The organism is Candidatus Defluviilinea gracilis, from assembly GCF_057138825.1.
The window spans coordinates 75,908-98,447 of the sequence record NZ_DBNHEF010000074.1 but is presented as its reverse complement, the minus strand read 5'-3'; the positions used below and the strand labels follow the sequence as shown (position 1 = coordinate 98,447).

Below are 22,540 nucleotides of genomic sequence, written 5' to 3'. Positions count from 1 at the left end.
AATGGAAGTCACAAAAGTAATCGACGCGACGCGCGTCTACAAAATTGGCGAAGTGGAAACGCGCGCCCTGCGCGGCGTCAACCTCTCCATCACAAGCGGAGAGTTCTCTGCCCTCGTCGGTCCATCGGGCTCGGGCAAAACCACCCTGCTTCAACTCATCGGCTTGCTCGACCAGCCCACCAGCGGACAAGTCTTCGTCAACGGGCAGGACGCCACGCACTTGAATCGCAACCAACGCGCCGACCTGCGAAAACATTCCATCGGGTTTGTCTTTCAATTTTTCGCGCTCATCCCAACGCTCACCGCTTACGAAAACGTGGAGATGCCATTGTTATTGAACGGCGCCAAAGGCGGAGACCGCAAGCGGCGCGTCAACGAAATGCTGGAGGCGGTTGGACTCTCTGACCGCGCCCATCACCGCCCCGATCAACTTTCAGGCGGACAACAACAACGCGTCGCCGTCGCCCGCGCGCTTGCCACTCGCCCCACGCTGATCCTCGCCGACGAGCCAACAGCAAACCTCGATACCGAGAACGGCAAACAAGTGATGGATATCATGCAACGCTTGAATCAAGAGACCGGCGTCACGTTCGTGTTTGCCACGCACGACCCGCGCGTGATCGGTTACGCCAACCGGGTGATCACGCTGGAAGACGGTCTCATCGTGAAAGACGCCGGGATCACAACATGAAAACATCAACTCGACGCGCAGAGCGGCGGAACAGCGCCCCTCTTTCATGCACTCGAAACGCGCTCATTGTGATCGTCATTCTCCTTGGGTGGGTTCTTTCAGCCTGCGGTTCGGCATCTACACCCGCGCCCATTCCCACCATCGCGCTTGATGGCGGCAACACGCCGCCGGATCAACAAACGGAAAGCGGAAATGCGATCGACGCGTCGGGAATCATCGTCCCTGTTCGTCAGGCGCGGCTGTCGTTTCCATCTGTCGGCAAAGTGGCGGAGGTGAAGGTCAAGGTTGGCGACGAGGTCAAAGCGGGCGATGCGCTGGTCGCGCTCGACGCATCGCTGTTGCGAGCAAAGGTCAAAGAGGCGGAAGCGAATCTGGAGGCGGCGCAGGCTCACGTCCGATTTTTGACGCGGAATAAAACGGATCAAGTCCATCTCGATCAAGCCCATGCCGAAGTCGAACGGATGCAAGCGTTGCTCGATTCAGCCAACGCGACACTCAACGCGCAATCCACGCTCCTCGCGCCGTTCGATGGCGTGATCGTGGATGTGGATATTGCCGTTGCAGAGATCGTCACGCCGGGGCAGATCGTGATCGTGCTGGGCGATCTCTCGGGTTTTCACATCGAAACAACCGACCTGAGCGAACGCGACGTGACGAGGATACAGCCCGGCGATTCAGCCTCTATTTTTATCGAGGCGCTGAACGAAGAATTCGCCGGCGCAGTGATCGGCATGGACCGCATCGGCTCGACGCTCGGCGGCGACGTGGTTTTCACGGTGACGATCGACTTCAACGACCAGCCGCAAGGCTTGCTCTGGGGCATGAGCGCGGATGTGGAAATTCAGGCGAGCGAGCAAGAATGAAGCAAACTCGTTTGGTTATTCGTTTTGTTTTGATCGTTGCCTTGGCAATGGGTATGCTCCCAATGCGCGGCGTTTTCGCCTTGCCGTTGGCGCAAGGATCGATCGTTGCCTCGGCTGTGTTCGTCCCCGCGCAAGTTTCAAAATTGGGATTCGTTGCATCGGGCTTGGTCAAAGAAGTTTTGATAAAAAAAGGCGATTCGGTGAAGGCGGGTGATGTGTTGATCACGCTCGACGCGCCAGAATTGCAATTCACCGTCACCGCCGCCGAAGCCGCGCTCCGCTCCGCGCAGATCAACGCTGAACTTCAACGGTATGGCCGCATCAAAGAACAGCGCAACGGAAAAATTTTTTGGACGCAACTGCCCAAGGAATACATCGAGATCGCGGATATTCAAGTAAAGCAAGCTCAAGCCGCGCTGGAAATTGCGCAAGCCGCTTTGGCGCAAACCAGCCTCGCCGCGCCGTTCGAAGGAGTTGTCGCTTCAGTGGATATTGCCCAAGGTGAATTCATTGAACAGGGGCGAGTCGCCGTCACACTTGCCGCGTTGAACGACCTGCGCGTCGAAACCACAGATTTGAGTGAACGCGACATAGCGAAAGTGAACGTCGGCGATTCGGCAACAGTATTTGTGGAATCGTTGAATCAAACGGTTAACGGAACGGTGATCGCCATCTCGCCTGTCGCAAACACAGTCGGCGGCGATGTGGTTTTCAAGGTCGCGATTGAATTGGACGAACAGGTTCAAGGCTTGTTGTGGGGCATGACCGCGGAAGTAACGATCGGTGAACAAGTAGCCCGCGAGCAGTGATCGTCAACCAGATATACCGCGCACGGTCACAAATTGCGGTCTTGTAAAACGGAAAATTGAACCGCGAAGCGCGCCAAGATAAAGGCATTTACTTTGCGTTCTTTGCGGTCTTTGCGGTAAGAACAAAGCGCAGAAAGCGACCGTGGTTCAGTATAGCAGTGGCGCGGCTGATTTATAATCAGCGCGTCTCTTTTTGTTCTCTCTCTTGCGAAAGTCTCTTTGTCACAGTAAAAAAAGAGATTTTCTCAATGGACTTTGCGACGAAATAAAACTGATGTATACAAGAGATCTATTCTGAAACTTGAAATTGGAGCACACATGACCCTCCCCACCAAGATCACCGTCATCGGCGCAGGCTCGGCATCGTTCGGCGAGAACACGCTCTCCGCCATCATGCGCTCGCAAAAACTCAAAGGCTCCACGCTCGCGCTCGTGGATCGCAACGCGGACACTCTCGACATCGTCCAGCGGCTCGCGGAACGCCTCAACCGCGAATGGGATTCGCAGTTCACGATCACCGCGCACACGAATCATTTGGACGCATTGAGCGATTCAAATTTTGTCGTCAATGCCATCGAAGTGGGCGCGCGCGAAAATTTATGGCAACGCGATTTTGAGATCCCAATTCAATATGGCGTGCGTCAGCCCTACGCTGAAAACGGCGGACCAGGCGGCTTCGCGCACGCCGCGCGCAACATCGGTCCCATCATGCAGATCGCGCGCGATATGGAACAGGCTTGCCCCGACGCGTGGTTCGTCAACTTCACCAATCCGATGATCCGCATTTGCGACGCGGTCAATCGTCACAGCAAAATAAAAAGCGTCGGCTTGTGTCATCAAATTTATGCGGGCTATGTGATGGTCGGCGTTGCGTTGGCGAAAGACCTCGGCATCGAAATCCCCGAAGGGCTCACGGGCGTCCATGCGGCGGTGGATCAACATCCGCTGCAACAACGCGTGCGCGAGCAGATCGTTCCCCTCATTGACATCCGCGCGGCGGGATTGAATCACTTCACATGGATTCTCTCCATGCACGACAAACGCACGGGCGAGGATTTATATCCGCTCTTCAAACAACGCTTCTTTCAACTCGACGGGCAGTTTGAGCCGCTGACCCGCGACATTTTCTCAGCCTTCGGCTTGTTCCCCGTCCCCGGCGATACTCACCTCTGCGAATACCTCCCCTGGATGAGCGACTCGCAAACCAAACCCTGGGAACATTACAACATCCGCCTCTACGATTGGGAGTTGTTCGAATCGGTCCGCGGCTTTCAACTACATCGCCTCGATGAAATGGCGAAAGGCGACGCGACCATCGAAGGCTTGCTAAATACCGACAGTGAAGGCGCGTTGGAAATGATCGAGAACATCGCTGGCGCGGGAAGTCATTATCACCTCGCCGCGAATCTTCCTAACGTTGGGCAAATTGCCAATTTGCCGTTGGGCGCATCCGTTGAAACGCCCGTGCAAGTCAACGGCGCGGGGATTCATCCCGTCCACGTCGGCGCATTACCCGAACCCATCGCAGAATTATGTCGCCGCGAAATCACTGTCGCGCAATTGTGTGTTGATTCGGTTGTGGAAGGAAATCGAGAGAAAGCATTGCAATGTCTTCTGCTCGACCCCGTCATTACAGACATTGATACGGCAAGAAAAATACTTGACGATTATCTAACGAGTTACAAAGAATATCTTCCACAGTTTTGGAAGTAGGCCGTATGTCGTGCTGAGCGTAGCGAAGCATCTCTGCTGATAACGCCAGAGACTCTTCGCTGGCGCTCAGAGTGACATGCCATCAAATATGAACATCATTACCCCACAATCCACCGACAGGAAATTTATTCAACAAGCTGCCCAACTCCTTGTAGATGCTTTCCGCGAACATTGGCCCGACGCCTGGCCCACGATGGAAGATGGGTTGGAAGAAGCAAACGAGTTGTTTGAAGAAGGAAATATCTGCCGCGCGGCGGTGGGTAATGATGGAAACCTGCTCGGCTTCATCGGCGGCATCCCGCAATACGACGGTCATGTGTGGGAACTGCATCCGCTGGCGGTTCAGCCATCGGAACAAGGTAAAGGCATAGGCAGGGCTTTGGTGAAAGACTTCGAGTCGCGGGTCCGCGAGAGAGGCGGGTTGACGATCACGCTTGGGTCGGACGATGAAAATAATATGACTTCGTTATCCAATGTTGATCTCTATGAAAATCTTTGGGATCAAGTCAAGAACATCAGGAACATCAAAGGTCATCCGTTCGAGTTCTATCAAAAGATGGGATTCGTGATCACCGGCGTGATGCCCGATGCGAACGGAAGAGGCAAACCCGATATCTTGATGTCAAAAAGAGTCGAACGATAGGCGATGAACAATTGACTTGGTTGATTGTTGACACGGCAAAGAATATCTTCGTCGGTTTCGAAACGATCAAACTATTCATTTGCAAAAATGACCGCCGCGCAAATTGCGCGGCGGTTTTTATTTCGACATTATGTTGAACACAGCGGAATCGAATCATATACCATTTCTTTTTATTGATCAATGCGCTTACACATGACAACATCACAAAAGACTTACAATATTTTAAACAATTTCATGCTCGATAACCCTTTACATAAAACGAATAATAGATATACAATCTATATTGTTATGGTTCATCATCATACGATTCAATGAAGTTAACTTTGAATCAATATCGATCAACAAAGATAACAATGATGAATCAAACAACGCGATCAAGAAAACGCCAGCAACAGACACGAACAACTTGATCGATCGCAAAAGAAAAGGACTCGACATGTATCTCTGTGTGTTATCAAGCCTGCCGGATGATCCGAACGACAAGCCCTACGATCCATCCCCTCACATGAATGGATTCAAATGGAAACATCATCCGATGCGCCCGAAAGGCGTGGAAAAACAGATCCGCGAATTGATGGACGAAGGCGTGGATGTGTTTGTGAATCTCGTAGACGGCACGCCCGACGACCCGCTCTCGGGAATCGGTCTTGTCACGCTGATGGAAAAACTCGGCGTGGCATTCACCGGCGCCGATTCGAAATTCTTCGATCCCTCGCGGCAGGAGATGAAAGCCTATGCCAAGAAATCGAACGTCCCCGCGCCGAATTGGGTGATGGTGGACCGAGTCGAAGATGTGGAACGCGTCGCCAAGCGTTTGCGCTTCCCGGTGCTGGTCAAGCCGCCTCACGGGTATGCGAGCGTCGGTATCACGCGCGAGTCACGCTGTGAGGATGTGGACCAGCTCAAAGTCCAAGTAGGACGCGAGATCGAGGTGTTCGGTCGCGCGCTGTTGGAAGAGTTCATCGAAGGACGCGAGTTCACGTGTCTCGTTGCGGAAAATCCCGACGATGCGAACAACCCGATCACCTTCAAACCTGTGGAATTTATTTTCCCCGACGGCGAGTCATTCAAGCATTACGACATGAAATGGGTGGATTACGAGAAGATGTCGGTGGCGGCGGTGACCGATAGGCGCATCGAAAAAACGTTGCGTGAACAAACCGCGCGCTTGTTCAAAGCGATGAACGGAAACGGATATGCGCGTTGCGACTATCGCATGGCGGCAGACGGCACGCTGTACATGTTGGAGATCAACCCAAACTGCGGAATCTTCTATTCGCCCGAGGAACCCGGCTCGGCCGATTTCTCATTGATGAACGATAAATCGTACAACCATCACAAGTTCATGAAGTTGATCATCCGCTCCGCGCAGAACCGACGCGACAACATGATCGCCGCGAAGTTGCTGAAGAAGATGAAGAAGCAACGGGCGCCGGAGATGGCGTACTCGTAACAGCGAGAAAGTAATCAGTGATCAGTCATCAGAGTGAGCGGACAAATCGTCCGCTCATTTTGTTATCTCTTATGGTAGTTTGCATGCTCAAAAAGAAAATCGTGTTCATTAGCTCTGACACGATACAGAAGCCATTGACCACACTGATAACCTACCGTAGAATAGGCGGATAGATTATATATAATTCCGCAAAGGTTCACATGGCTAAATATCGCATCATGTACTGGAAGCACATCCCCCAATCCATCACCGTCGAGGGCGATGGGCGCACGATCAAGAAACAACTTTCAGACAAGATCCAAAACAAAATCGACGCGTACGCGATGGCGGAGGGACTCACCTCCACATCGGATTACGCGAGTCAATACAAACGCGGGGATTGGATTCAACGCGACGGCGCGCCCGAAGAGGTGGCAGATGCGCTTCTTTTGGACCTTGAGGCTGAGTTCGCCAAAATAGAGATTCCGCGTCGGGAAGCGAAAACCGTTTAACCACAAAGGCACGAAGGGACACAAAGGTTTTAAAAAATCCGTGTTGTCCGTGAAATCCGTGTACAAAAATCAATGAGCCAAAAGCACACCATCATCCTCCAACCTTCTGGCAGACGCGGACAAGTGGACGAAGGCACGTCCGTACGCACTGCCGCACGTGAGTTGGGCGTGGAGATCGAATCCATTTGCGCGGAGAATGCCACGTGCGGCAAGTGCTTGGTGCTGATCGAGGAAGGTCGCTTCGAGAAGTACAACATCGACTCGCAACAAGCCAACCTCTCCCCTGTTGGCGTGGAAGAACGCGCCTATCTCGAACGCAGACCGAAGTTGTTGAAAGACAAAGGCTGGAAAATCGGACAAGTCCGTTTATCGTGCCAGTCGAAGATTCTCGGCGATGTGTTGATCAACGTCCCCGAAGAGAGTCGCGGCAACAAGCAGATCGTCCGCAAGAGTGCGAGCAACCGCCCGATTGAGATCAAGCCAGCGATCCGAAAATATCTGGTGACGATGACTCCGCCCAATCTCGAACGCCCCATCGCGGACTGGGAACGTCTCGCCAAGGGACTCGAAACGTCCATGCAATTGGTTCGCGGCGTGGACGCGAAGGTCCCGCGTTGGTTTGACATGAACATAGATTATCAGTGTTTGCGAACGCTATCGAAAACTCTGCGCGACGCGAAGTGGAGCGTCACAGTCACGGTATGGAATGACAAAGAAGTGATCGCCGTTCAGGGAGGCTACCATGAGGAAAGTTATGGCGCGGCAGTGGACATCGGCTCGACGACGGTCGCGTTGTATCTTTGCAATTTACGAACAGGAGAGTTGCTCGCGGCTGAATCCGAGATGAATCCACAGATCGTGTACGGCGAAGACGTGATGTCGCGGATTCAATACGCGATCGAGCATCCCGACGGCTTGGACAAATTGCACAAAGCGATCATCTCCACGTTGAATAAGTTGTTGAGTAAAGCCGCACATGAAGCCAAGATCAAGTTGACCGAAATCCTTGAGATGGTGTTGGTCGGAAATTCAACGATGCACCACGTTTTGTTGAACCTGCATCCGAAAGATTTAGGGCTGGCGCCGTTTGTGCCCACCATACACAAATCGGTGGACATCAAAGCGCGCGAGTTGGGATTGCATATCAACCCATCGGGGAATATTCATGTTCTGCCGACCATCGCATCCTTTGTCGGCGCGGACACGAGCGCGATGATCCTTGCGGAGGAACCGCACAAACAGGATGAAAACTGGTTATTGATTGACGTTGGCACGAACGCGGAACTCGTGCTTGGGAATCGCAAGCGGCTCGTCTGCACATCCACGCCGACGGGTCCCGCCCTCGAAGGCGCGCATGTTGAATATGGAATGCGAGCCGCGCCTGGCGCAATGGAACGTATCGTCATTGACGAGACTACGCTTGAACCGAAGTACAGAGTCATCGGCGTCGAAGGTTGGAACACGGATCACGCCGAGTTCAAAGGTCAAGTCAAAGGGATATGCGGATCCGCCATCATTGATGGAGTGGCAGAATTATTTCGGGCAGGGATCGTCGATTCGAGGGGCAAGTTCAAGAAGAACTTAGAGTCGAAGCGTGTTCGACAGGGCGAGTCAGGCTGGGAGTATGTGATCGCTTGGACGGAGGAGACCTCCATCGGACGCGACATCCCAATTACACAACAGGATGTGCGGCAGATCCAATTGGCGAAAGCCGCGTTGTTCACCGCCGCGCGCACGTTGTTGAAACGGTTTGGTTTGCAAGACCCCGATAAAGTTATTTTGGCGGGCGGGTTCGGAAGTTTTATTGATAAAGAGAAGGCAATGCTCATCGGGCTGATCCCCGATTGCGACTTGGAAAATGTGTACGCGGTCGGCAATGCGGCGGGCGATGGCGCGCGCATCGCGTTGTTGAACATCGAGAAGCGGAATGAAATCGATTCGGTCACGCGCAACGTCGAGCGATTCGAATTGCCCACCGACCCCGATTTTCAAAATCAGTTCATGCTCGCCACGAGTTTCCCGCACATGAGCGAGCCATTTCCGCATATCGCGCATTTGATTCCCAATCGCGTGGTTGACCCGATGGCGAAGAATTTTATGAAGTGAAAAAATTCGGTGGTCGAGTAGTCCCGCGTGCAGTTCACGGGACGTATCGAGACCACCACGCCGTAAAGCAGTTCTTGTTACAAAAATTTTTCTGGTTATTGGTGGTCTCGATACGACACTCGCTATCGCTCGTGTCTACTCGACCACCGAGGTAACAAAAAAGGAAATTCTATGAACAAATTTCTTGAACGACTCAACTCAGGCGAAATTCTCGTTGCCGATGGCGCGACGGGATCGAACTTGCAAAAGATGGGACTCAAGCCTGGCAAGCCGCCCGAGGACTTGATCATTGACGATCCCGACACCCTCCTAAAACTCGCATCATCCTTCGCCGAGGCTGGTTCAGATATCATCCTCACCTGCACCTTCGGCGGGACGCGGATGCGGATGAAGGATTCAAAATATCAAGATCGCACGCCCGAAGTGAACATCCGCGCGGCGGAGATCGCCCGCAAAGCCGCCTCGCTCAACAGCGGACTGGTGGCTGGCTCGATGGGACCCGTCGGCGCGTTGATCAAGCCGTATGGTCCGCTGGAGTTTGATGAAGTGAAAGCCACATTCGCCGAACAGGCCAAAGCATTAGCCGATGGCGGCGTGGACTTGTTGCTCATCGAAACGATGTTCAGCATCGAAGAAACAACTGCGGCATTCGAAGGCGCGAAGTCTACAACTGATTTGCCAATCGTTGTTTCATTTAGTTACGACCGCGGCACGCGCTCGATGATGGGCGTCAAACCAAAGGATGTGATCAAGAAATATTCCGAGATGGGCGCGACGCTCGTCGGCGCGAACTGCGGGACAACGCTTGACAACATGGAAGCAGTGGTCAAAGAATATTCGACGACCCTGCCGAACTTCCCATTGTGGGTGAAGCCGAACGCAGGCGTTCCGCACATGGACATCGAGACCGAGCAGGGAGTCTACGACATGGGTCCCGAAGATATGGCAAAGTTTTCAAAGAAATATGTTGAGTTGGGCGCCAAAGTTGTTGGTGGCTGTTGCGGGAACACCCCCGAACACATCGCCGCGATCGTGAAGGCGGTGAAGAAGACAGAACAGGCTGGAGCGTGATGCTCCAGCCTGCTTTTTTCATTAATCCTATTCAATAGCACAGGATGTATTTATTACGCAAACTGTGATTTGCCCTTCCCCCACCCCATATAATGCTCTTTCGTCTTCTTATCCATCTTCTCCAGCTATTCAGCGAAAGAACCGGAGATCTTTTCGGATGTCTTTGAGAAATCTACAATATTATGGAGCGATGAACGCGGGAAATTAAAAAGATAATCGCTCAGATTTGATACAATCCTCGCGCAAAATAAGCGACTCGATCGGAAATGGCTTTGAGGCGTAGAAAAATCTGCGTTGTCCGCGTCAATCGGCATCCAATATATTTTTTATCAAATACACACATGGAGAAATCTGACGATGAAAAACAAGAATCATTGGGTTGTTCTATTAATATTGGCTCTTCTGTTGACCGCTTGCGCCAGCCCGAGCAACCCGACCAACGCTCCCACGTTGGAAGCGCCAACCCTCACTGCGACTCAACCCGCCCCGACTCAAACCCCGACCAGCGAACCAATGCCGCCGACGATCGCCGCGAAAAGTTGCTCGCGCGACGATGTTCAAGAAGCGCTGACCAACTCTCCCGACGGAGGAATCGTCATCATCCCCGCAGGCGAATGCGATTGGGGCGACGCGCCCGCCGTGACGCGGCAGGCAGGCGTCTGGCTCAAAGGCGCGGGCAAAGATCAAACGATCATCAAACGAAGCGCGCCTGTTTTCCCCTTGCCATATGACGGCGTGGAATGTGTCCCCGAATTGTATTATGACGAAAACGGCAACGTTCAGCGCGTTCCCTGTGATGGCAACCCGCCGCCGCAACAATATCTGATCGAGTTTGACTGCGCCAACGGCAAGCCCGTGGAAGTTTCAGATTTGACGCTGATCGGCAACGACGACGATCAAAGCGAACTCGAACGCATCTTCGATGGGGACAACGGGCTGGGACTGCTTCATGGCTGTATGGATTTCAAAATCCATGACGCGGCGTTCAACAAATTTTCAAATGCGGGGATATCGGTTCGAGATGGCGGGCGGGGCGTGATCTATCAGAATGAATTTTTCTCCAACTTCAAATGCCAGGATGAAAATACGCTCGTTCCGCGCGAGGATGGCACAAATTGGAAGTTCACAGAACCAATTGCCTGTTTAGGCTACGGCGTAGCAGTGTATGGCGACGATACTTGGTCCGCGACGATTCAACTCGGCACGCCGAACGCGGTCTTCATTGAAGATAACGTATTTTCCGATAACCGCCATGCGATTGCTTCCAACTATGGCTCGAACTATGTTGTGCGTTATAACGAAATCGCCCACACCGAACGCGCGCGTAATTTCGGCATCGTGGACGCGCACGGATCCAGCGAGTATGGTCACGGTTCGCGCTCGTGGGAGGTCTATCACAACACGCTGATCGATAACACCACAACACAATGGAACACCACTGGCATTCTCATGCGCGGCGGCGACGGCGTGGTTTTTGACAATATCGTTCCTTCAACGTTTGGGTGGGGTATCGGGCTGACCACCGAAGACGATTGCGATACCGCGGTAGATTATCCGCAGGAAGATCAAACCCGTTCGGCATACATCTGGGGCAACCACGCGCCCGATTCGGATATGCTGGAATTACCGACAATTCCATTTGAAAGTTACGCTCCCGCCTGTTTGCAAGAAGGACGCGACTTCTTCATGTTTGAAATGCCGAATTATGTTCCTTATCTTTACCCGCACCCGTTGCGAGACCAACCGCTATTTTGACAAGACGAAGATACAAGACAAACAGCCGCCTCTTTCTTACGGGACGGCTGTTTCTATTTCATCGGCATTTTCTTTGTCTGACGGTTTCGTAGTCACATTCGTAGGTCACGCTTGTAGCGTGACAACTACATTAATGAAATTTGTCAGGCTAAAAGCCTGACCTACAATGTTACAGGGTGGTTGATTCAGTCTCATCGGCATTTTCCTCCTCTGGTAGGTCACGTTCGTAGTCACGCTTGTAGCGTGACAATCTCGTTAATGAAAAATGTCAGGCTGAAAGCCTGACCTACAAGCCTGACCTACGATGCTATAATCCCCTCATGAACTTTCGTCGTTACTACATCCCAGGTTCAGCCGTCTTTCTGACGCAAGTTGTAGAAAACCGCGAGCCTGTCTTCAAAGACGAAAACATACTTGAATTACTGCTTGCAGTCTTACGAAAAGTAAAAGAACTCCATCCATTCACCATGCTGGGATATGTCTTTCTATTTGACCATTTTCATTTGCTCATTCAATTAACTTCGGGGGACAATTTCAGCCAGATCATGCACTCCCTCAAACCAAATTTCACCAAAGAATACAAAAAAAGACTCGGGCTTTCCGCCTCCGACTCAATGAAGTTCTGGCAAAAGCGATTTTATGACCATGTCATTCGAGACAACCGCGACTTTGAAAACCATTTGCATTACATTCACTTTAACCCCGTAAAACATGGCTATGTTACCGACCCGCGCGCATGGAAATATAGCAGTTACATCGAATGGGAAAAGCGCGGCTTATACCCGCCAGCCTTTGATTGGAACGAACCCAACGATATTGATTTTGGCGAATAGACTACCTGTAGTGTCACGCTGAAAGCGTGACACAGCAAATTAATAACACTCGTCACGCTACAAGCGTGACCTACAAATCTGACCTGTGGTTTGCTTTGTCAGGTGAATCAAAGGCTAAATGGATAAGCGAATCAGCCGTCCCCTTGGAGCGCGATGCGTTGAGTTTGTCGAAACGAAGCGTTTGTAATTTGTCAATAAATTGTTTGGCAGTCATCGCTATCCATCTTCCATCAACGCCAGCAGTTTCGTCGTCGTGTTCCAATTGCGGATGGTCATGTATTGATACATCGGTGTTGAAATAATTTTTGTCAAGTGACTTGAGGAGGCTCTGGCGGTGAGACGTGAAAAATACAACACGTCTTTTCCAGCGGATCCGCTATCCACGCCTTCTTTCATGCTGACGTTTTTCATCGCTTCTTTCGCGGTGAGCGGCTCTTTGAGGAAGATCACATCGCATTTGAATTTATCGGGCTGTTTGCCAAACCCGTGCGGGGACTCGTCCACGGCTTGTTTGAGTTGCTTGTGAGAAATCACAACCAGCCGCGCCTCATAATTGAAGCGTTCAGAAAGCCCGACTTCAATCTTCTTCGTCAGTTTGGCTTTATCTTTCTCCGTAGATTTGAAGATCACATTCCCGCTTTGAATGTAGGTGACCACGTCGGTCATGCCCATGCTTTCAAAGCACGCTTTCAAATCCGCCATTTTGATGATGTTGTTGCCGCCGACGTTGATGCCGCGTAGCAATGCGAGGTATTGAGTCTGTGCCATAGTTTTACCTTATTCACTCACGTTACTCAGAACGTCCCGCAGGCTTGGATGAGTGAGTTGTGTTTTGCGCGAAAACCTGCGGGACGGTACGTACAAACAAAAGGCGACCCTTTCAATGTTGATCGAAATACATCGGGTCGCCTTACCTATTTACGTGTCTACTTGTTTACCTATCTATCCCCCATTATACGCCTTCTGCAAATCTGCCACGATCATCTTGTTCATCTTCAACATGGCATCCACCACGCGCTTGGCTTTGACCTGGTCGGGGTCGCCCATCAACTCGCCGAGTTGTTTCGGCACAACCTGCCACGACAAACCGAACTTGTCCTTGCACCAGCCGCATCTGCCTTCTTCGCCGCCGTCGGCGATGAGTTTGTTCCAGTAGTAATCCACTTCCTTCTGGTCTTCGCAGTGGATGTAGAACGAAACCGCTTCATTGAACTTGAATTCGGGTCCTGCGTTCAAGCCCATGAATTCCTGTCCGTCCAACTCAAACTGCACGGAATAAGGCGAGGAACTGATCACCTTCGAGTTCTTGAAGATGGAGACGTAGTAGTTCATCGCCTCTTCAGCCTGCGACTCGAACCATAAAAACGGGGTAACTCTTTTCATTGTATTTTCTCCTTGTTACTTTCTAAAGTATTGTTGTATCAACACCCACATAATAATTCAACGCAGGAGCGGCGTCTTGTACAAAACGGCAAGCCTACTTAAGGCTGACTCGCCTGGGCAATTTGAGCGGGCGTGTACCCAATGAATTGTTTCAGCGAACGGGTGAGATGCGACTGGTCGAAGTAGCCCGTCTCATAGACCGTATCAAGGATCGAAACGCCCTGTTGTAACAATGATTTCGCCTGTTGGGCTTGTTTCATTTGGAAGATACGGCTTCGGGTCAGACCTGTGGCGCGGAGGAAATGATGCCGCATCGTGCGGGACGAGATGTCTGGCAGCTGATCCTTCAGCACGGCGTCCACGACAGGGTCGAGCGTCAAAATTTCATTACGCACAAGTTTATCCACGAACGTATCAATGTTTTCAAAATTCGGTAATTCCCAGGCGGCGCTCTTCAGCCAAAAAGATTTGCTCGAGGCCTCTTGCAGGGGTCTTTCCGAATCCAAAAAATCCTGCACGGGCACATGAGGCATGAACACGCCGAGTTTGAACTTGACCCACAGAATTTCAGCGCCCGCGCCCCACTCTGCCTTGCCCGCAGTCGGGAGCGGACCCACAACCAGTGAATGTGTACGTCCCTGCGCCTTCACAAACACCATGTGCCAATTCGATTCGGCGGGACGAATGGACGAGCCTTCGCTCAGAGTCCAGCCGTGAGTGACCGTTTCCACATACGGCGAGTCGGATAATCGTTGTTCGTGGGAGATGCTCATCGTCTGCTCGTGTTATGACCATGGACGATAGACCATTGACCACTTTTCATGGTCTATCGTCCATGGTCTATCGTCTATTACTTCTTCTTCGCAACCGCTTTCTTCTGTTTCGCCTTGCCTTCCAAATTCAACGTGCCTGAAGCATCACGATGAACGCCTGTCGTGTGCTTCAACCCAAATTCTGCGCCATTACGAATCACATAGGCAATCGCGCGGGCATGGCCTGTTCCCAAATCGTAATCACGCTTCAGCCAGGCAATGATGTCTTTGAATTCAGTGATCTTCAATTTCTTGGCTTCGGCAATGAATTGCTTGGGCGTCTTGCCAGTTTTCTCTTCTATGTTATCGAGATAGGCTTGGAATGACATTTTATTTTCTCCTTTTAGGGACGATAGACCGCCGACGATTTTATGGTCTATCGTCTATCGTCAATGGTCAAGTTATTTTTGATTCTTCAATTGATCCGCCACGCGATATTTCACCACCTGACGAATTAATTTCAACGGAAGCGGCTGATCGAGCGGGAATTGGATCGTCCCTTTGCCAGCGGTATATTTCGAGACGGCTTTGTTGAACGCTTCACTCCCCGCTGGAATTGGGTACATCGAAACATGCTTTTTCCACGCCGAATAATGGACGAGATTCTTTCCGTTCAACTCGAAGCACGCGATCTGATAACTGATCTTCTCTTTGGCAGTCGGCACAACTTCTTTGATCGTTGTCCGCATTTCTTTCAACACCTTTTGCACATCAGGCGGAAACGAGCCGATGTATTCAGCCACCGAAGCAAAACCTTTTTTCGTCGCCATGAGAATCTCCTTTCATCAAAGGACCGTCCCGCAGGTTTTCTTGAAGACAACACAACCTGCGAGTCCAACCTGCGGGACGGTTGACATTACTTCATCCCCGCCAACAGATCATCCAATCGTTCATAGCCATCGCGCACGCCGCCTTCCATTCCAGAGGCGACCATGCCGTCGCGGTCGGCAACAGATTGAAAGACGGAATGAATCGTGATCTTTGTCCGATCGTTGGGCAGTTGCTCGAGTCGCATCGTGTCGAGAGTCACATGCCCAGGTTCGGGCAGTCCCTCGAACTCGAAAGTTTGGATCATCAACTCTTCGCTCATGGTGTGGAACGTGCCGTGAAAGGCATACGCATTGCCTTCTTTGTCCTTGTGGATATAACGATACTTGCCGCCGCTCACAGGCTCGAACGTTTCGAGAACGACCTCGTAGCCATGCGGACCCAGCCACTGCGCGTACAGATTCGCGTCGGTGTGCGCCTTGTACACCAACTCGCGCGGCGCATCGAATTCGCGCGTGACGAACAACTCCTGCTTGCCTGGTTCTGCGGTAACAACGGTTTTATTTTGTGACATGTCATTGCTCCTTTTTCATTTTTTCCAATACGACATCCAACCGATCAAATCGCTCACTCCAAATTTTCTCGAACGGCGCGACCCACTCAAAGATCGGCTTGAGACGTTCGGCATTCACCCGATACATTCTCTGACGACCGACACGCCTCTCTTTCACCAACCCAACCTGCTTCAACACCCCCAAGTGTTTACTCACCGACGGCTGGTTCCAGCCAAGCAGTTCGACCAACTCATTGACCGAATATTCCTGCTCGCCCATCGCCTGAATAAGTTGACGTCGCCTGGGCTCGGCTACTGCGTTGAATGGATCATGAGTCGTCGGTGTTCGCGCCATACCAAGTATTATATTCCTATATAGGAATATGTCAAGAGAGAAATTCGGAGATTAGAGACTGGAGATTTGTTACTTGTTCCTTAACTTTGTCGCCAACAGGCTATCGTTTCGAGAAATCCTGCCAGCGCGTCTGACCCCGATGTTTCGCCGACGGAAAGTATTTTGCTCATCGGTAAATAGATGTTTTTATCTTCGATCAACGCATCGAAAAATTCATGCCACAACTCCCCCGCCTCGCCCTTCGCCGCCGACCTCAACCACGCCCCCGAAAGCGAGGTGGTTAGCGGCACAGCAATATCAGCAATTTCTTCTGTAATGTTCTTCGCCAACTCTTGCGGATGAATCATCCAAGCCGCATACATGGCGCCCATGAGGAAGTCATCGCCCGCGGGCGTGAGTCCGATTCCCAAGCCAGCGAGTTTGGATGAAATAGTTTTTGTTGTTGGAAAATCCGCTTTGATGATTGCGGTTGTTAGAGAATTAGACGCTTCGACAAGCTCAGCGCGGCGGAATTGGAGAATTGATTCGTTTTCGTTGTCAATTTGCAATAGGGCTAAACGATTTGTGATTTCATCTTTATTTGTTCGTAGGTTGTCCCATTTCGGCGCGGGGTTCCATGTCTGCGCGTTTGCAAACGAGATGGTGATGTCTCCAAGCGATAACTGTTCATCATGAATAGACACTTTCGATTCGACGGCGAGATGCCTGGCGAATATAACGGGTTCATCCACAACGAGATTAAAGGGACCGTTTCCAATCTCCGCATGAACAATTGAGAGAATTTCTCTTCTTTCGTTGATCAAGTTACACACCTCATCGAATACATGCAAAACTACAGGCTGGTTGGAAAGCGCCAGCCAACCGGCTAAAGACGGGGACTGAGACAGCGCGCGAATATCATACATACGTGTAGTTTACTTCAATACTTCTTCCCTTGCCTGCGATGCGTGTAGCGTGAGGTTCATAAAGGAGATGGATTTTCCTCCGCTGTTTTATGGAAAAGTCTCTTGTGTCCGCGCGATCCGTCTCTAAAGAGGCGGCTTTATAAGAAGACCCTGAATCCTCGCGAATAAGGCATTGTCATTTCTTGAGCCTCTCGTTATAATGTCAGTCTTTCGGGCGGGTAGCTCAGTTGGTTAGAGCACTGCTTTGACATAGCAGAGGTCGTAGGTTCGAGCCCTATCTCGCCCACTGGGTTCGTAGACAAGTAAACAGGTATCCATACACCAAAACGCATTGACCGAGACGAGTATGTGGTCACATCCCTGACAGGGAGAAGAGAACGAAGATTGAGAGTCTCTTCAAGGGAAGTCCACAGAAAACCACTCGCGAGCGTTGAGTTGAAAAGTGATCAGTGAGAAGTGATCAGTGAGTAGATGATACGGGTTGCTCCGTTAGAGGCTGAAGAGATGTGCGACAAAATTAATTTTGTCGTACAAATCGGGTGGAACCGCGTGAAGAAAATTCTCGCCCCGTGTGTGGGCGAGTTTTGTTTTAACTCCCTCCGTCCTTCGGACACCTCCCCCAAAATCCGACGAACCCCAGTCGGATTTTGGGGGAGGTAGGTGGGGCGAAAGGAGATCGCGATGACTGAAGACAGCGCCAACACTCATCAGCGGCTCGGAGGATTTGCTATTGCTTCCCTCTGAGGCGCGAGGATGTCCACGAAGCAGTAGCAGGTAAAAGCTTGTACTGAGCGAAGTCGAAGTATCAAGAAAGGAAGCGAAAATGTCGCAACAAGTTCAGGAAAAGTACGAAGAGTCAAATCTGTACAAGATCCGTCATTCGGCGGCGCATGTGATGGCGCAGGCGGTGATGGAGATGTTCCCCGATGGGAAGATCACGATCGGTCCGCCTGTGGAGAACGGGTTCTATTACGATTTCGACCTGCCGCGCAACCTCACGCCCGAAGATTTGGAGCAAATCGAAAAGCGGATGAGACAGATCGTGCAGGGCAAACACGAGTTCAAGAAGACGGTCATCTCAGCGGAGGAGGCGAAGAAAATTTTTGCGAACCAGCCGTACAAGTTGGAGTTGATCGAGGGACTCGAAAAAGGCGGACTCGATGAGTACGGAAATCCGCTCAAAGAAAAGCCCGAGATCTCGATCTATCAGCAAGACACGTTCGTGGATTTGTGCCGCGGTCCGCATGTGCAAAGCACGAAAGAGATCAAACAGGATGCGTTCAAGTTGATGTCTATTGCGGGCGCGTATTGGCGCGGCGACGAGAAGAACAAACAGTTACAGCGCGTCTACGGCACGGCGTGGGAGAGCAAGAAACAGCTCGAAGAATATCTGCACCAGCTCGAAGAGGCGAAGAAGCGGGACCATCGCAAACTCGGCAAAGAGCTGGAAATCTTCACGTTCGACGACGAGATCGGTCCTGGCTTGCCGTTGTTCCTGCCGAACGGCGGAGTGATGATCGAAGAGTTGGAGAAACTCGCCAAAGAGATGGAAGAGAAGGCAGGCTATGTGCGCGTCCGCACGCCGAACCTGACGAAAGAAGATTTGTTCATTCGTTCAGGTCATCTCCCCTATTACGCGGAGAGCATGTACCCGCCGATGGAACTCGAAGGCGTGAAGTATTACGTCAAGCCGATGAACTGCCCGATGCACCACAAAATTTTCGGGTCGAAGCCGCGCTCGTATCGTGACCTGCCGATTCGTCTCGCGGAATATGGAACGGTCTATCGCTACGAAAAATCAGGCGAGTTGTTTGGTCTGATGCGCGTGCGGTCTTTGCAGATGAACGACGCGCACATGTACGTGACGGAAGATCAATTTGAGCAGGAGTTCCTCGGCGTCGTTGACCTGTATCTCAAATACTTCGAGTTGTTCGGCATCGAGAAATATGTGATGCGACTGTCCCTGCATAGCAAAGCAGGGCTCGGCAAAAAGTATGTGGACAACGAACGCCTGTGGCTCAAAACGGAAGACATGGTGCGCCGCGCAATGGACAATGGCGGAGTGCCATATGTGGAAGCCGAGGATGAAGCCGCATTTTACGGTCCCAAAATTGACGTGCAGATCTGGTCGGTGATCGGCAAGGAGTTTTCGCTCGCCACGAATCAAGTGGACTTCGCCCAGCCCGAACGCTTCGACTTGAAGTACATCAACAAGGATGGGCAGGAAGAAGTGCCGCTGTGCATCCACCGCGCGCCGCTCTCCACGCACGAACGCTTGATTGGGTTCCTGCTGGAGCATTACGGAGGCAACTTCCCCGTGTGGCTTTCGCCTGAGCAGGTGCGCGTCATCTCGATCACGGACAATCAAAACGAGTATGCGGAGAATATCGCAAAGCAACTGCGTGAGAATGGCGTGCGCGCTCATGCGGATCTGTCGTCGCAACGCATGAATGCCAAAATCCGCTCGGCGCAGTTGATGAAAGTGCCGTATATGCTGGTGGTCGGCAAGAACGAGATGGAAGCGGAGCAGGTGTCTCTGCGCGTGAGGGATGGAAGCCAGCAGAACGGCATCGCCTTAAGCGAATTTATTGCGCGTGCGAAGGACCGTATCGAAAAACGAGCAGGTGAGTTATAAACCTGACGGCGGACGATACAATACAGGCGGAGGATTTTCCTCCGCCTGTATTATTTCACCAGCGCGTTGTTGAGTTGCGGGATGCGCGCGATCTCTTTGATTTCGAATCATGCGCTTCCTTCAATACAATAACGAGGCGCCTTCCAGCGGGAGGGTATCGAATATTCGAGGAACGGCAATCAGTAGATCACGAAAAAAGGCAAGCCACTCAGAAGGCGTGGATTTTGGGTTGACGATATTCAGCCATGAATAATCGTCAGGGTTAGGGACATCGTAGCCCTTACTTCGTCCAGCCTGCAACTCGCTTCTGACCGCTTCGGGTATCCAAACCTCATCGAATAATTTAGGAAGCCAGTCAATACCGCCAATGCGATAAAGATAAAGAAGCGGCGACGTATTGCTGACGGCTTTAGGCATGAGCGTTTTCTAAATCTTCAAGTTCGGCGGCAAAAGGGAAAACCTTGTAGCGATTCAAACTGAGCAGAAATTCCACTCTGGACATTCCTGCCAGTTCAGACGCTCGCCCCGAAGAAAGCCTGCCCATTTCATATAACTTAACCGCCGCCAGCATGCGGATTTCACGCCCAAAAGACTCAGCATCGGTCTTTTCGGCAAGAAGCACCTTGTCTGGAATTTCGATCGTAACTTGTTGGAGTGTCATTTTTGCTCCTTTGTTCCACCGCTAATTTTACTTCGCTTCGACTGATTTTTTCATACGGATTTTGTTTCGCATGGGTCATGCCAACGGCTGGCGAGAACAGCGAAGCCACCCGTTCGCAACAACCGCACTCGAACACAAACCCGAGCGCGGCTCTAGAAGATTGACTGTAGGTTGAATTCCTGCTTCAAAACCGCCCTGAAAAAGAAAAAGCCCAACGTCTTTTGTTAGACACGAGGCTTTTTAGATCGAGTTTTCCTCAACCCTTGACACTGCTGTTCATCGGTAGCCCGTTTTTATTTTTGACTCATTATCTTTTCGATCAACTCGCCCAATGCTTCTTCAAATTTCTGCTCTGTAATATCTCCTGAGTCAAGTGCCTTTTTCAACTCATCAACAGATTTTTCAAGGGCTTCAAGTCTTTTGGGATATTCCTTTGAAAGCATTTCCTCTAATTTTGACATAGTTTCTTTGTCAAAAGAAGTATCCATCATTCTAGCAATAAGGTTTCCCGGCTTTAAGTTGGTTAGTAACTCCTGATACTTTTTATAGCGACTAATGACTTCTTCAGGATTTTCGACACCCTTAAGAATTTCTGTTCTGACCTGATTGCTTTGTTGTTGAGTAGCCTGTTTTTCAAGTTCCAACAATTTTTGATTGAACTGAATTTCAAGCAAACTTTTTTCTTGCTCAAATCTTTCTTGAAGTTTTTCTTTTTCTCTTTGCCAAGCAAGATTTTCACGCTTTATCTGGAGACGATGAGTGTACCAAGCGCCAATACTTCCGAAGATTAAACCAATCAATCCAGATATTATCCAGTTAAATAATGCGGTTGTATCTAACGTTGGCATAAAGACCTTTTTGCAGTGCGAATGATGATTAACTCAAAATATATCGCTGTGTCAAAGCGATGGGCTAACCACATCTTAATCCTACTTTCCGCCGCATAAAACGCCGCAAGGGATAGTTATATGGCGGATTCTTTAAAACCACTTATCTCCTCGCCATTGTACACCCAAAGACTGCCCTCCACGCCTCACAACAAATTCTCGTTCACCAGCAACTCCGCATTATAGATCGAGCCGCCTGCCGCGCCGCGGATGGTGTTGTGCGAGAGGACAACGAACTTCAAATCCAAGATCGGATCGCGCCTGACTCTGCCGACGACGGTTGTCATCCCTTTGCCTGCCAGGCGGTCGAGGCGCGGTTGTGGACGGTCGGTTTCCTCGCGGACTTGAATCACAGGTCGCGGACTCGACGGCAACTCGCGCGCGTTCGATGAATTGAGTCAATACACGTCCGCGTTGCGCGTGCTTGGGTCGTATGCGAGGTTTAGGGGATAGCGAAAACTGTTCTAAAAAGAAAAAGCCCCGACGACTCGGGGCTTTCTTCATTTATTTTTTATCTCCACCTTTGACGCGCTCGTTGTATATCGGTGACGCGCCTTTCTCTTGGTAAGAAATGCTGAAAGTTCATCAACACTCTTGATTTGCAGTTTGTAATCTGATGCAAAATTTTCATTTGTCGATTTCCGAAATGAGTTTCGAGTAAAACCATCATAACCAATTTCGATTTGCATTTTTTTCGCTACTTCAAAGCACCACCTTTGAATTTTCTCTATTTCATTGCAAAGTTGGCGTGCAGTTAAACTATGTCCTGTTGGTTGCCCATGAAATATCTTGTTACGAAAGCTATTTATGCCGTCAAGGTCTGCTTTTAACAAATCATAGGATGATCCAATTATGTCTTTGTAAGTTTTTGGATACAAACGATTAAATTTGTCTATAAAATCGTTGAAGTATAGATTATTATTTGAAGCAATGGTTTGAATGATAGATGGCACATCTTTTTTCTCAAATATGGGATATTGATAAATCAGGTATGAGAAAATCCGCCTAACTTGTCGCTCACTCTTTACCCAAGCAATTACAAAGGCATCAGTTCGCCCTGTCGTGTAGGGTGAATTCACCAATATTTCGACAGTTCTAAATTCATTGTAGATGCTGTTAGGAAATTGCTTATTGTGAGACATGAAAACACAGC

24 protein-coding genes, 1 tRNA gene, 1 pseudogene and 1 other annotated feature are annotated in these 22,540 nt (G+C 50.7%); of the genes and pseudogenes, 13 read left to right on the top strand and 13 right to left on the bottom strand.

The genetic code is table 11. The annotated features are described in order from the left end of the window. The first annotated feature begins 1 nt into the window (after window position 1). The 11 genes from AC16KF_RS13180 (at window position 2) to AC16KF_RS13130 (ending at window position 12,428) form a co-directional block, all read left to right on the top strand. Window positions 2-691, top strand: coding sequence for an ABC transporter ATP-binding protein (locus AC16KF_RS13180; RefSeq protein ID WP_484037791.1), 690 nt, complete (start codon window positions 2-4; stop codon window positions 689-691). Continuing rightward, window positions 688-1,554: an efflux RND transporter periplasmic adaptor subunit gene (locus AC16KF_RS13175; protein WP_484037790.1), complete on the top strand. Its 867-nt coding sequence runs from the start codon at window positions 688-690 to the stop codon at window positions 1,552-1,554. The genes AC16KF_RS13180 and AC16KF_RS13175 overlap by 4 nt, the downstream gene beginning before the upstream one ends. After that, window positions 1,551-2,363 carry an efflux RND transporter periplasmic adaptor subunit gene (locus AC16KF_RS13170; RefSeq protein WP_484037789.1) on the top strand — a complete coding sequence of 271 codons (813 nt, stop codon included), beginning with the start codon at window positions 1,551-1,553 and terminating at the stop codon, window positions 2,361-2,363. The genes AC16KF_RS13175 and AC16KF_RS13170 overlap by 4 nt, the downstream gene beginning before the upstream one ends. A gap of 318 nt (window positions 2,364-2,681) precedes the next feature. Then, window positions 2,682-4,076, top strand: a complete 1,395-nt coding sequence (locus tag AC16KF_RS13165; protein ID WP_484037788.1) for a family 4 glycosyl hydrolase — start codon at window positions 2,682-2,684, stop codon at window positions 4,074-4,076. A gap of 76 nt (window positions 4,077-4,152) precedes the next feature. Continuing rightward, the gene (locus AC16KF_RS13160) at window positions 4,153-4,719 is read left to right on the top strand and encodes a GNAT family N-acetyltransferase (protein WP_484037787.1); all 567 of its coding nucleotides are present in this window, start codon (window positions 4,153-4,155) and stop codon (window positions 4,717-4,719) included. Between the two features lie 283 nt (window positions 4,720-5,002). Then, entirely contained in the window at window positions 5,003-6,172 is a 1,170-nt protein-coding gene (locus tag AC16KF_RS13155) for a D-alanine--D-alanine ligase family protein (protein ID WP_484037786.1), read from the top strand. Between the two features lie 200 nt (window positions 6,173-6,372). Beyond that, window positions 6,373-6,663, top strand: a complete 291-nt coding sequence (locus AC16KF_RS13150; RefSeq protein ID WP_484037785.1) for a virulence factor — start codon at window positions 6,373-6,375, stop codon at window positions 6,661-6,663. A gap of 72 nt (window positions 6,664-6,735) precedes the next feature. After that, window positions 6,736-8,769: an ASKHA domain-containing protein gene (locus AC16KF_RS13145; protein ID WP_484037784.1), complete on the top strand. Its 2,034-nt coding sequence runs from the start codon at window positions 6,736-6,738 to the stop codon at window positions 8,767-8,769. A gap of 171 nt (window positions 8,770-8,940) precedes the next feature. Continuing rightward, complete coding sequence (locus AC16KF_RS13140) at window positions 8,941-9,840, top strand: homocysteine S-methyltransferase family protein (protein ID WP_484037783.1); 900 nt, start codon at window positions 8,941-8,943, stop codon at window positions 9,838-9,840. 357 nt (window positions 9,841-10,197) lie between these two features. Beyond that, a complete protein-coding gene (locus tag AC16KF_RS13135) occupies window positions 10,198-11,595 on the top strand; it encodes a right-handed parallel beta-helix repeat-containing protein (protein ID WP_484037782.1) in 1,398 nt (465 codons plus the stop codon). Between the two features lie 320 nt (window positions 11,596-11,915). Then, a complete protein-coding gene (locus tag AC16KF_RS13130) occupies window positions 11,916-12,428 on the top strand; it encodes an REP-associated tyrosine transposase (protein WP_484037781.1) in 513 nt (170 codons plus the stop codon). A 216-nt stretch (window positions 12,429-12,644) separates the two neighbouring features. On the opposite strand, the gene AC16KF_RS13125 is transcribed toward AC16KF_RS13130, so the two are convergent. The 8 genes from AC16KF_RS13125 to AC16KF_RS13090 form a co-directional block, all read right to left on the bottom strand. Next, the gene (locus AC16KF_RS13125; protein WP_484037780.1) at window positions 12,645-13,196 is read right to left on the bottom strand and encodes a DUF1697 domain-containing protein; all 552 of its coding nucleotides are present in this window, start codon (window positions 13,194-13,196) and stop codon (window positions 12,645-12,647) included. Between the two features lie 174 nt (window positions 13,197-13,370). Then, window positions 13,371-13,811 carry a VOC family protein gene (locus tag AC16KF_RS13120; RefSeq protein WP_484037779.1) on the bottom strand — a complete coding sequence of 147 codons (441 nt, stop codon included), beginning with the start codon at window positions 13,809-13,811 and terminating at the stop codon, window positions 13,371-13,373. 98 nt (window positions 13,812-13,909) lie between these two features. After that, complete coding sequence (locus AC16KF_RS13115) at window positions 13,910-14,584, bottom strand: helix-turn-helix domain-containing protein (protein WP_484037778.1); 675 nt, start codon at window positions 14,582-14,584, stop codon at window positions 13,910-13,912. A 77-nt stretch (window positions 14,585-14,661) separates the two neighbouring features. Continuing rightward, window positions 14,662-14,952, bottom strand: a complete 291-nt coding sequence (locus AC16KF_RS13110) for a DUF4287 domain-containing protein (protein WP_484037777.1) — start codon at window positions 14,950-14,952, stop codon at window positions 14,662-14,664. A gap of 72 nt (window positions 14,953-15,024) precedes the next feature. After that, window positions 15,025-15,393, bottom strand: coding sequence for an iron chaperone (locus AC16KF_RS13105; protein ID WP_484037776.1), 369 nt, complete (start codon window positions 15,391-15,393; stop codon window positions 15,025-15,027). Between the two features lie 86 nt (window positions 15,394-15,479). Beyond that, on the bottom strand, window positions 15,480-15,965 hold the full coding sequence (locus AC16KF_RS13100; RefSeq protein WP_484037775.1) for an SRPBCC family protein: 486 nt from the start codon (window positions 15,963-15,965) through the stop codon (window positions 15,480-15,482). A 1-nt stretch (window position 15,966) separates the two neighbouring features. After that, the gene (locus tag AC16KF_RS13095) at window positions 15,967-16,299 is read right to left on the bottom strand and encodes an ArsR/SmtB family transcription factor (protein ID WP_484037774.1); all 333 of its coding nucleotides are present in this window, start codon (window positions 16,297-16,299) and stop codon (window positions 15,967-15,969) included. Window positions 16,300-16,379: 80 nt separating this feature from the next. Then, window positions 16,380-17,204, bottom strand: a complete 825-nt coding sequence (locus tag AC16KF_RS13090; RefSeq protein ID WP_484037773.1) for an oxamate carbamoyltransferase subunit AllH family protein — start codon at window positions 17,202-17,204, stop codon at window positions 16,380-16,382. A 212-nt stretch (window positions 17,205-17,416) separates the two neighbouring features. Between AC16KF_RS13090 and AC16KF_RS13085 the strand changes: the two genes are divergently transcribed. Further along, window positions 17,417-17,490: transfer RNA gene (locus tag AC16KF_RS13085), tRNA-Val, on the top strand. A gap of 36 nt (window positions 17,491-17,526) precedes the next feature. After that, window positions 17,527-17,777, top strand: a binding site (T-box leader). A gap of 250 nt (window positions 17,778-18,027) precedes the next feature. Further along, window positions 18,028-19,839, top strand: coding sequence for a threonine--tRNA ligase (thrS, locus tag AC16KF_RS13080; RefSeq protein ID WP_484037772.1), 1,812 nt, complete (start codon window positions 18,028-18,030; stop codon window positions 19,837-19,839). Window positions 19,840-19,959: 120 nt separating this feature from the next. Here the strand turns inward: thrS and AC16KF_RS13075 are convergent, their stop codons facing one another. The 5 genes and pseudogenes from AC16KF_RS13075 to AC16KF_RS13055 form a co-directional block, all read right to left on the bottom strand. After that, window positions 19,960-20,256 (bottom strand): PIN domain-containing protein, encoded by a 297-nt coding sequence (locus AC16KF_RS13075; RefSeq protein WP_484037771.1) that lies wholly within the window; start codon window positions 20,254-20,256, stop codon window positions 19,960-19,962. Further along, entirely contained in the window at window positions 20,249-20,500 is a 252-nt protein-coding gene (locus AC16KF_RS13070) for a UPF0175 family protein (RefSeq protein ID WP_484037770.1), read from the bottom strand. Before AC16KF_RS13070 ends, AC16KF_RS13075 begins: the two co-directional genes overlap by 8 nt. A 293-nt stretch (window positions 20,501-20,793) precedes the next feature. Then, window positions 20,794-21,348, bottom strand: a complete 555-nt coding sequence (locus tag AC16KF_RS13065; protein WP_484037769.1) for a hypothetical protein — start codon at window positions 21,346-21,348, stop codon at window positions 20,794-20,796. A gap of 185 nt (window positions 21,349-21,533) precedes the next feature. Further along, window positions 21,534-21,761 (bottom strand): annotated as a pseudogene (locus AC16KF_RS13060) (Asd/ArgC dimerization domain-containing protein); the annotation flags it as partial. 126 nt (window positions 21,762-21,887) lie between these two features. Continuing rightward, window positions 21,888-22,529, bottom strand: coding sequence for a hypothetical protein (locus AC16KF_RS13055; protein ID WP_484037768.1), 642 nt, complete (start codon window positions 22,527-22,529; stop codon window positions 21,888-21,890). Window positions 22,530-22,540 lie beyond the last annotated feature (11 nt).

Coding starts and splice junctions, on each gene's coding strand:
- AC16KF_RS13065 (WP_484037769.1), bottom strand. CDS start 21,348: ATGCCAACGTTAGATACAACCGCATTATTTAACTGGATAATATCTGGA.
- AC16KF_RS13110 (WP_484037777.1), bottom strand. CDS start 14,952: ATGTCATTCCAAGCCTATCTCGATAACATAGAAGAGAAAACTGGCAAG.
- AC16KF_RS13120 (WP_484037779.1), bottom strand. CDS start 13,811: ATGAAAAGAGTTACCCCGTTTTTATGGTTCGAGTCGCAGGCTGAAGAG.
- AC16KF_RS13075 (WP_484037771.1), bottom strand. CDS start 20,256: ATGCCTAAAGCCGTCAGCAATACGTCGCCGCTTCTTTATCTTTATCGC.
- thrS (WP_484037772.1), top strand. CDS start 18,028: ATGTCGCAACAAGTTCAGGAAAAGTACGAAGAGTCAAATCTGTACAAG.
- AC16KF_RS13090 (WP_484037773.1), bottom strand. CDS start 17,204: ATGTATGATATTCGCGCGCTGTCTCAGTCCCCGTCTTTAGCCGGTTGG.
- AC16KF_RS13115 (WP_484037778.1), bottom strand. CDS start 14,584: ATGAGCATCTCCCACGAACAACGATTATCCGACTCGCCGTATGTGGAA.
- AC16KF_RS13095 (WP_484037774.1), bottom strand. CDS start 16,299: ATGGCGCGAACACCGACGACTCATGATCCATTCAACGCAGTAGCCGAG.
- AC16KF_RS13070 (WP_484037770.1), bottom strand. CDS start 20,500: ATGACACTCCAACAAGTTACGATCGAAATTCCAGACAAGGTGCTTCTT.
- AC16KF_RS13140 (WP_484037783.1), top strand. CDS start 8,941: ATGAACAAATTTCTTGAACGACTCAACTCAGGCGAAATTCTCGTTGCC.
- AC16KF_RS13135 (WP_484037782.1), top strand. CDS start 10,198: ATGAAAAACAAGAATCATTGGGTTGTTCTATTAATATTGGCTCTTCTG.
- AC16KF_RS13145 (WP_484037784.1), top strand. CDS start 6,736: ATGAGCCAAAAGCACACCATCATCCTCCAACCTTCTGGCAGACGCGGA.
- AC16KF_RS13175 (WP_484037790.1), top strand. CDS start 688: ATGAAAACATCAACTCGACGCGCAGAGCGGCGGAACAGCGCCCCTCTT.
- AC16KF_RS13180 (WP_484037791.1), top strand. CDS start 2: ATGGAAGTCACAAAAGTAATCGACGCGACGCGCGTCTACAAAATTGGC.
- AC16KF_RS13105 (WP_484037776.1), bottom strand. CDS start 15,393: ATGGCGACGAAAAAAGGTTTTGCTTCGGTGGCTGAATACATCGGCTCG.
- AC16KF_RS13125 (WP_484037780.1), bottom strand. CDS start 13,196: ATGGCACAGACTCAATACCTCGCATTGCTACGCGGCATCAACGTCGGC.
- AC16KF_RS13160 (WP_484037787.1), top strand. CDS start 4,153: ATGCCATCAAATATGAACATCATTACCCCACAATCCACCGACAGGAAA.
- AC16KF_RS13150 (WP_484037785.1), top strand. CDS start 6,373: ATGGCTAAATATCGCATCATGTACTGGAAGCACATCCCCCAATCCATC.
- AC16KF_RS13055 (WP_484037768.1), bottom strand. CDS start 22,529: ATGTCTCACAATAAGCAATTTCCTAACAGCATCTACAATGAATTTAGA.
- AC16KF_RS13130 (WP_484037781.1), top strand. CDS start 11,916: ATGAACTTTCGTCGTTACTACATCCCAGGTTCAGCCGTCTTTCTGACG.
- AC16KF_RS13100 (WP_484037775.1), bottom strand. CDS start 15,965: ATGTCACAAAATAAAACCGTTGTTACCGCAGAACCAGGCAAGCAGGAG.
- AC16KF_RS13165 (WP_484037788.1), top strand. CDS start 2,682: ATGACCCTCCCCACCAAGATCACCGTCATCGGCGCAGGCTCGGCATCG.
- AC16KF_RS13170 (WP_484037789.1), top strand. CDS start 1,551: ATGAAGCAAACTCGTTTGGTTATTCGTTTTGTTTTGATCGTTGCCTTG.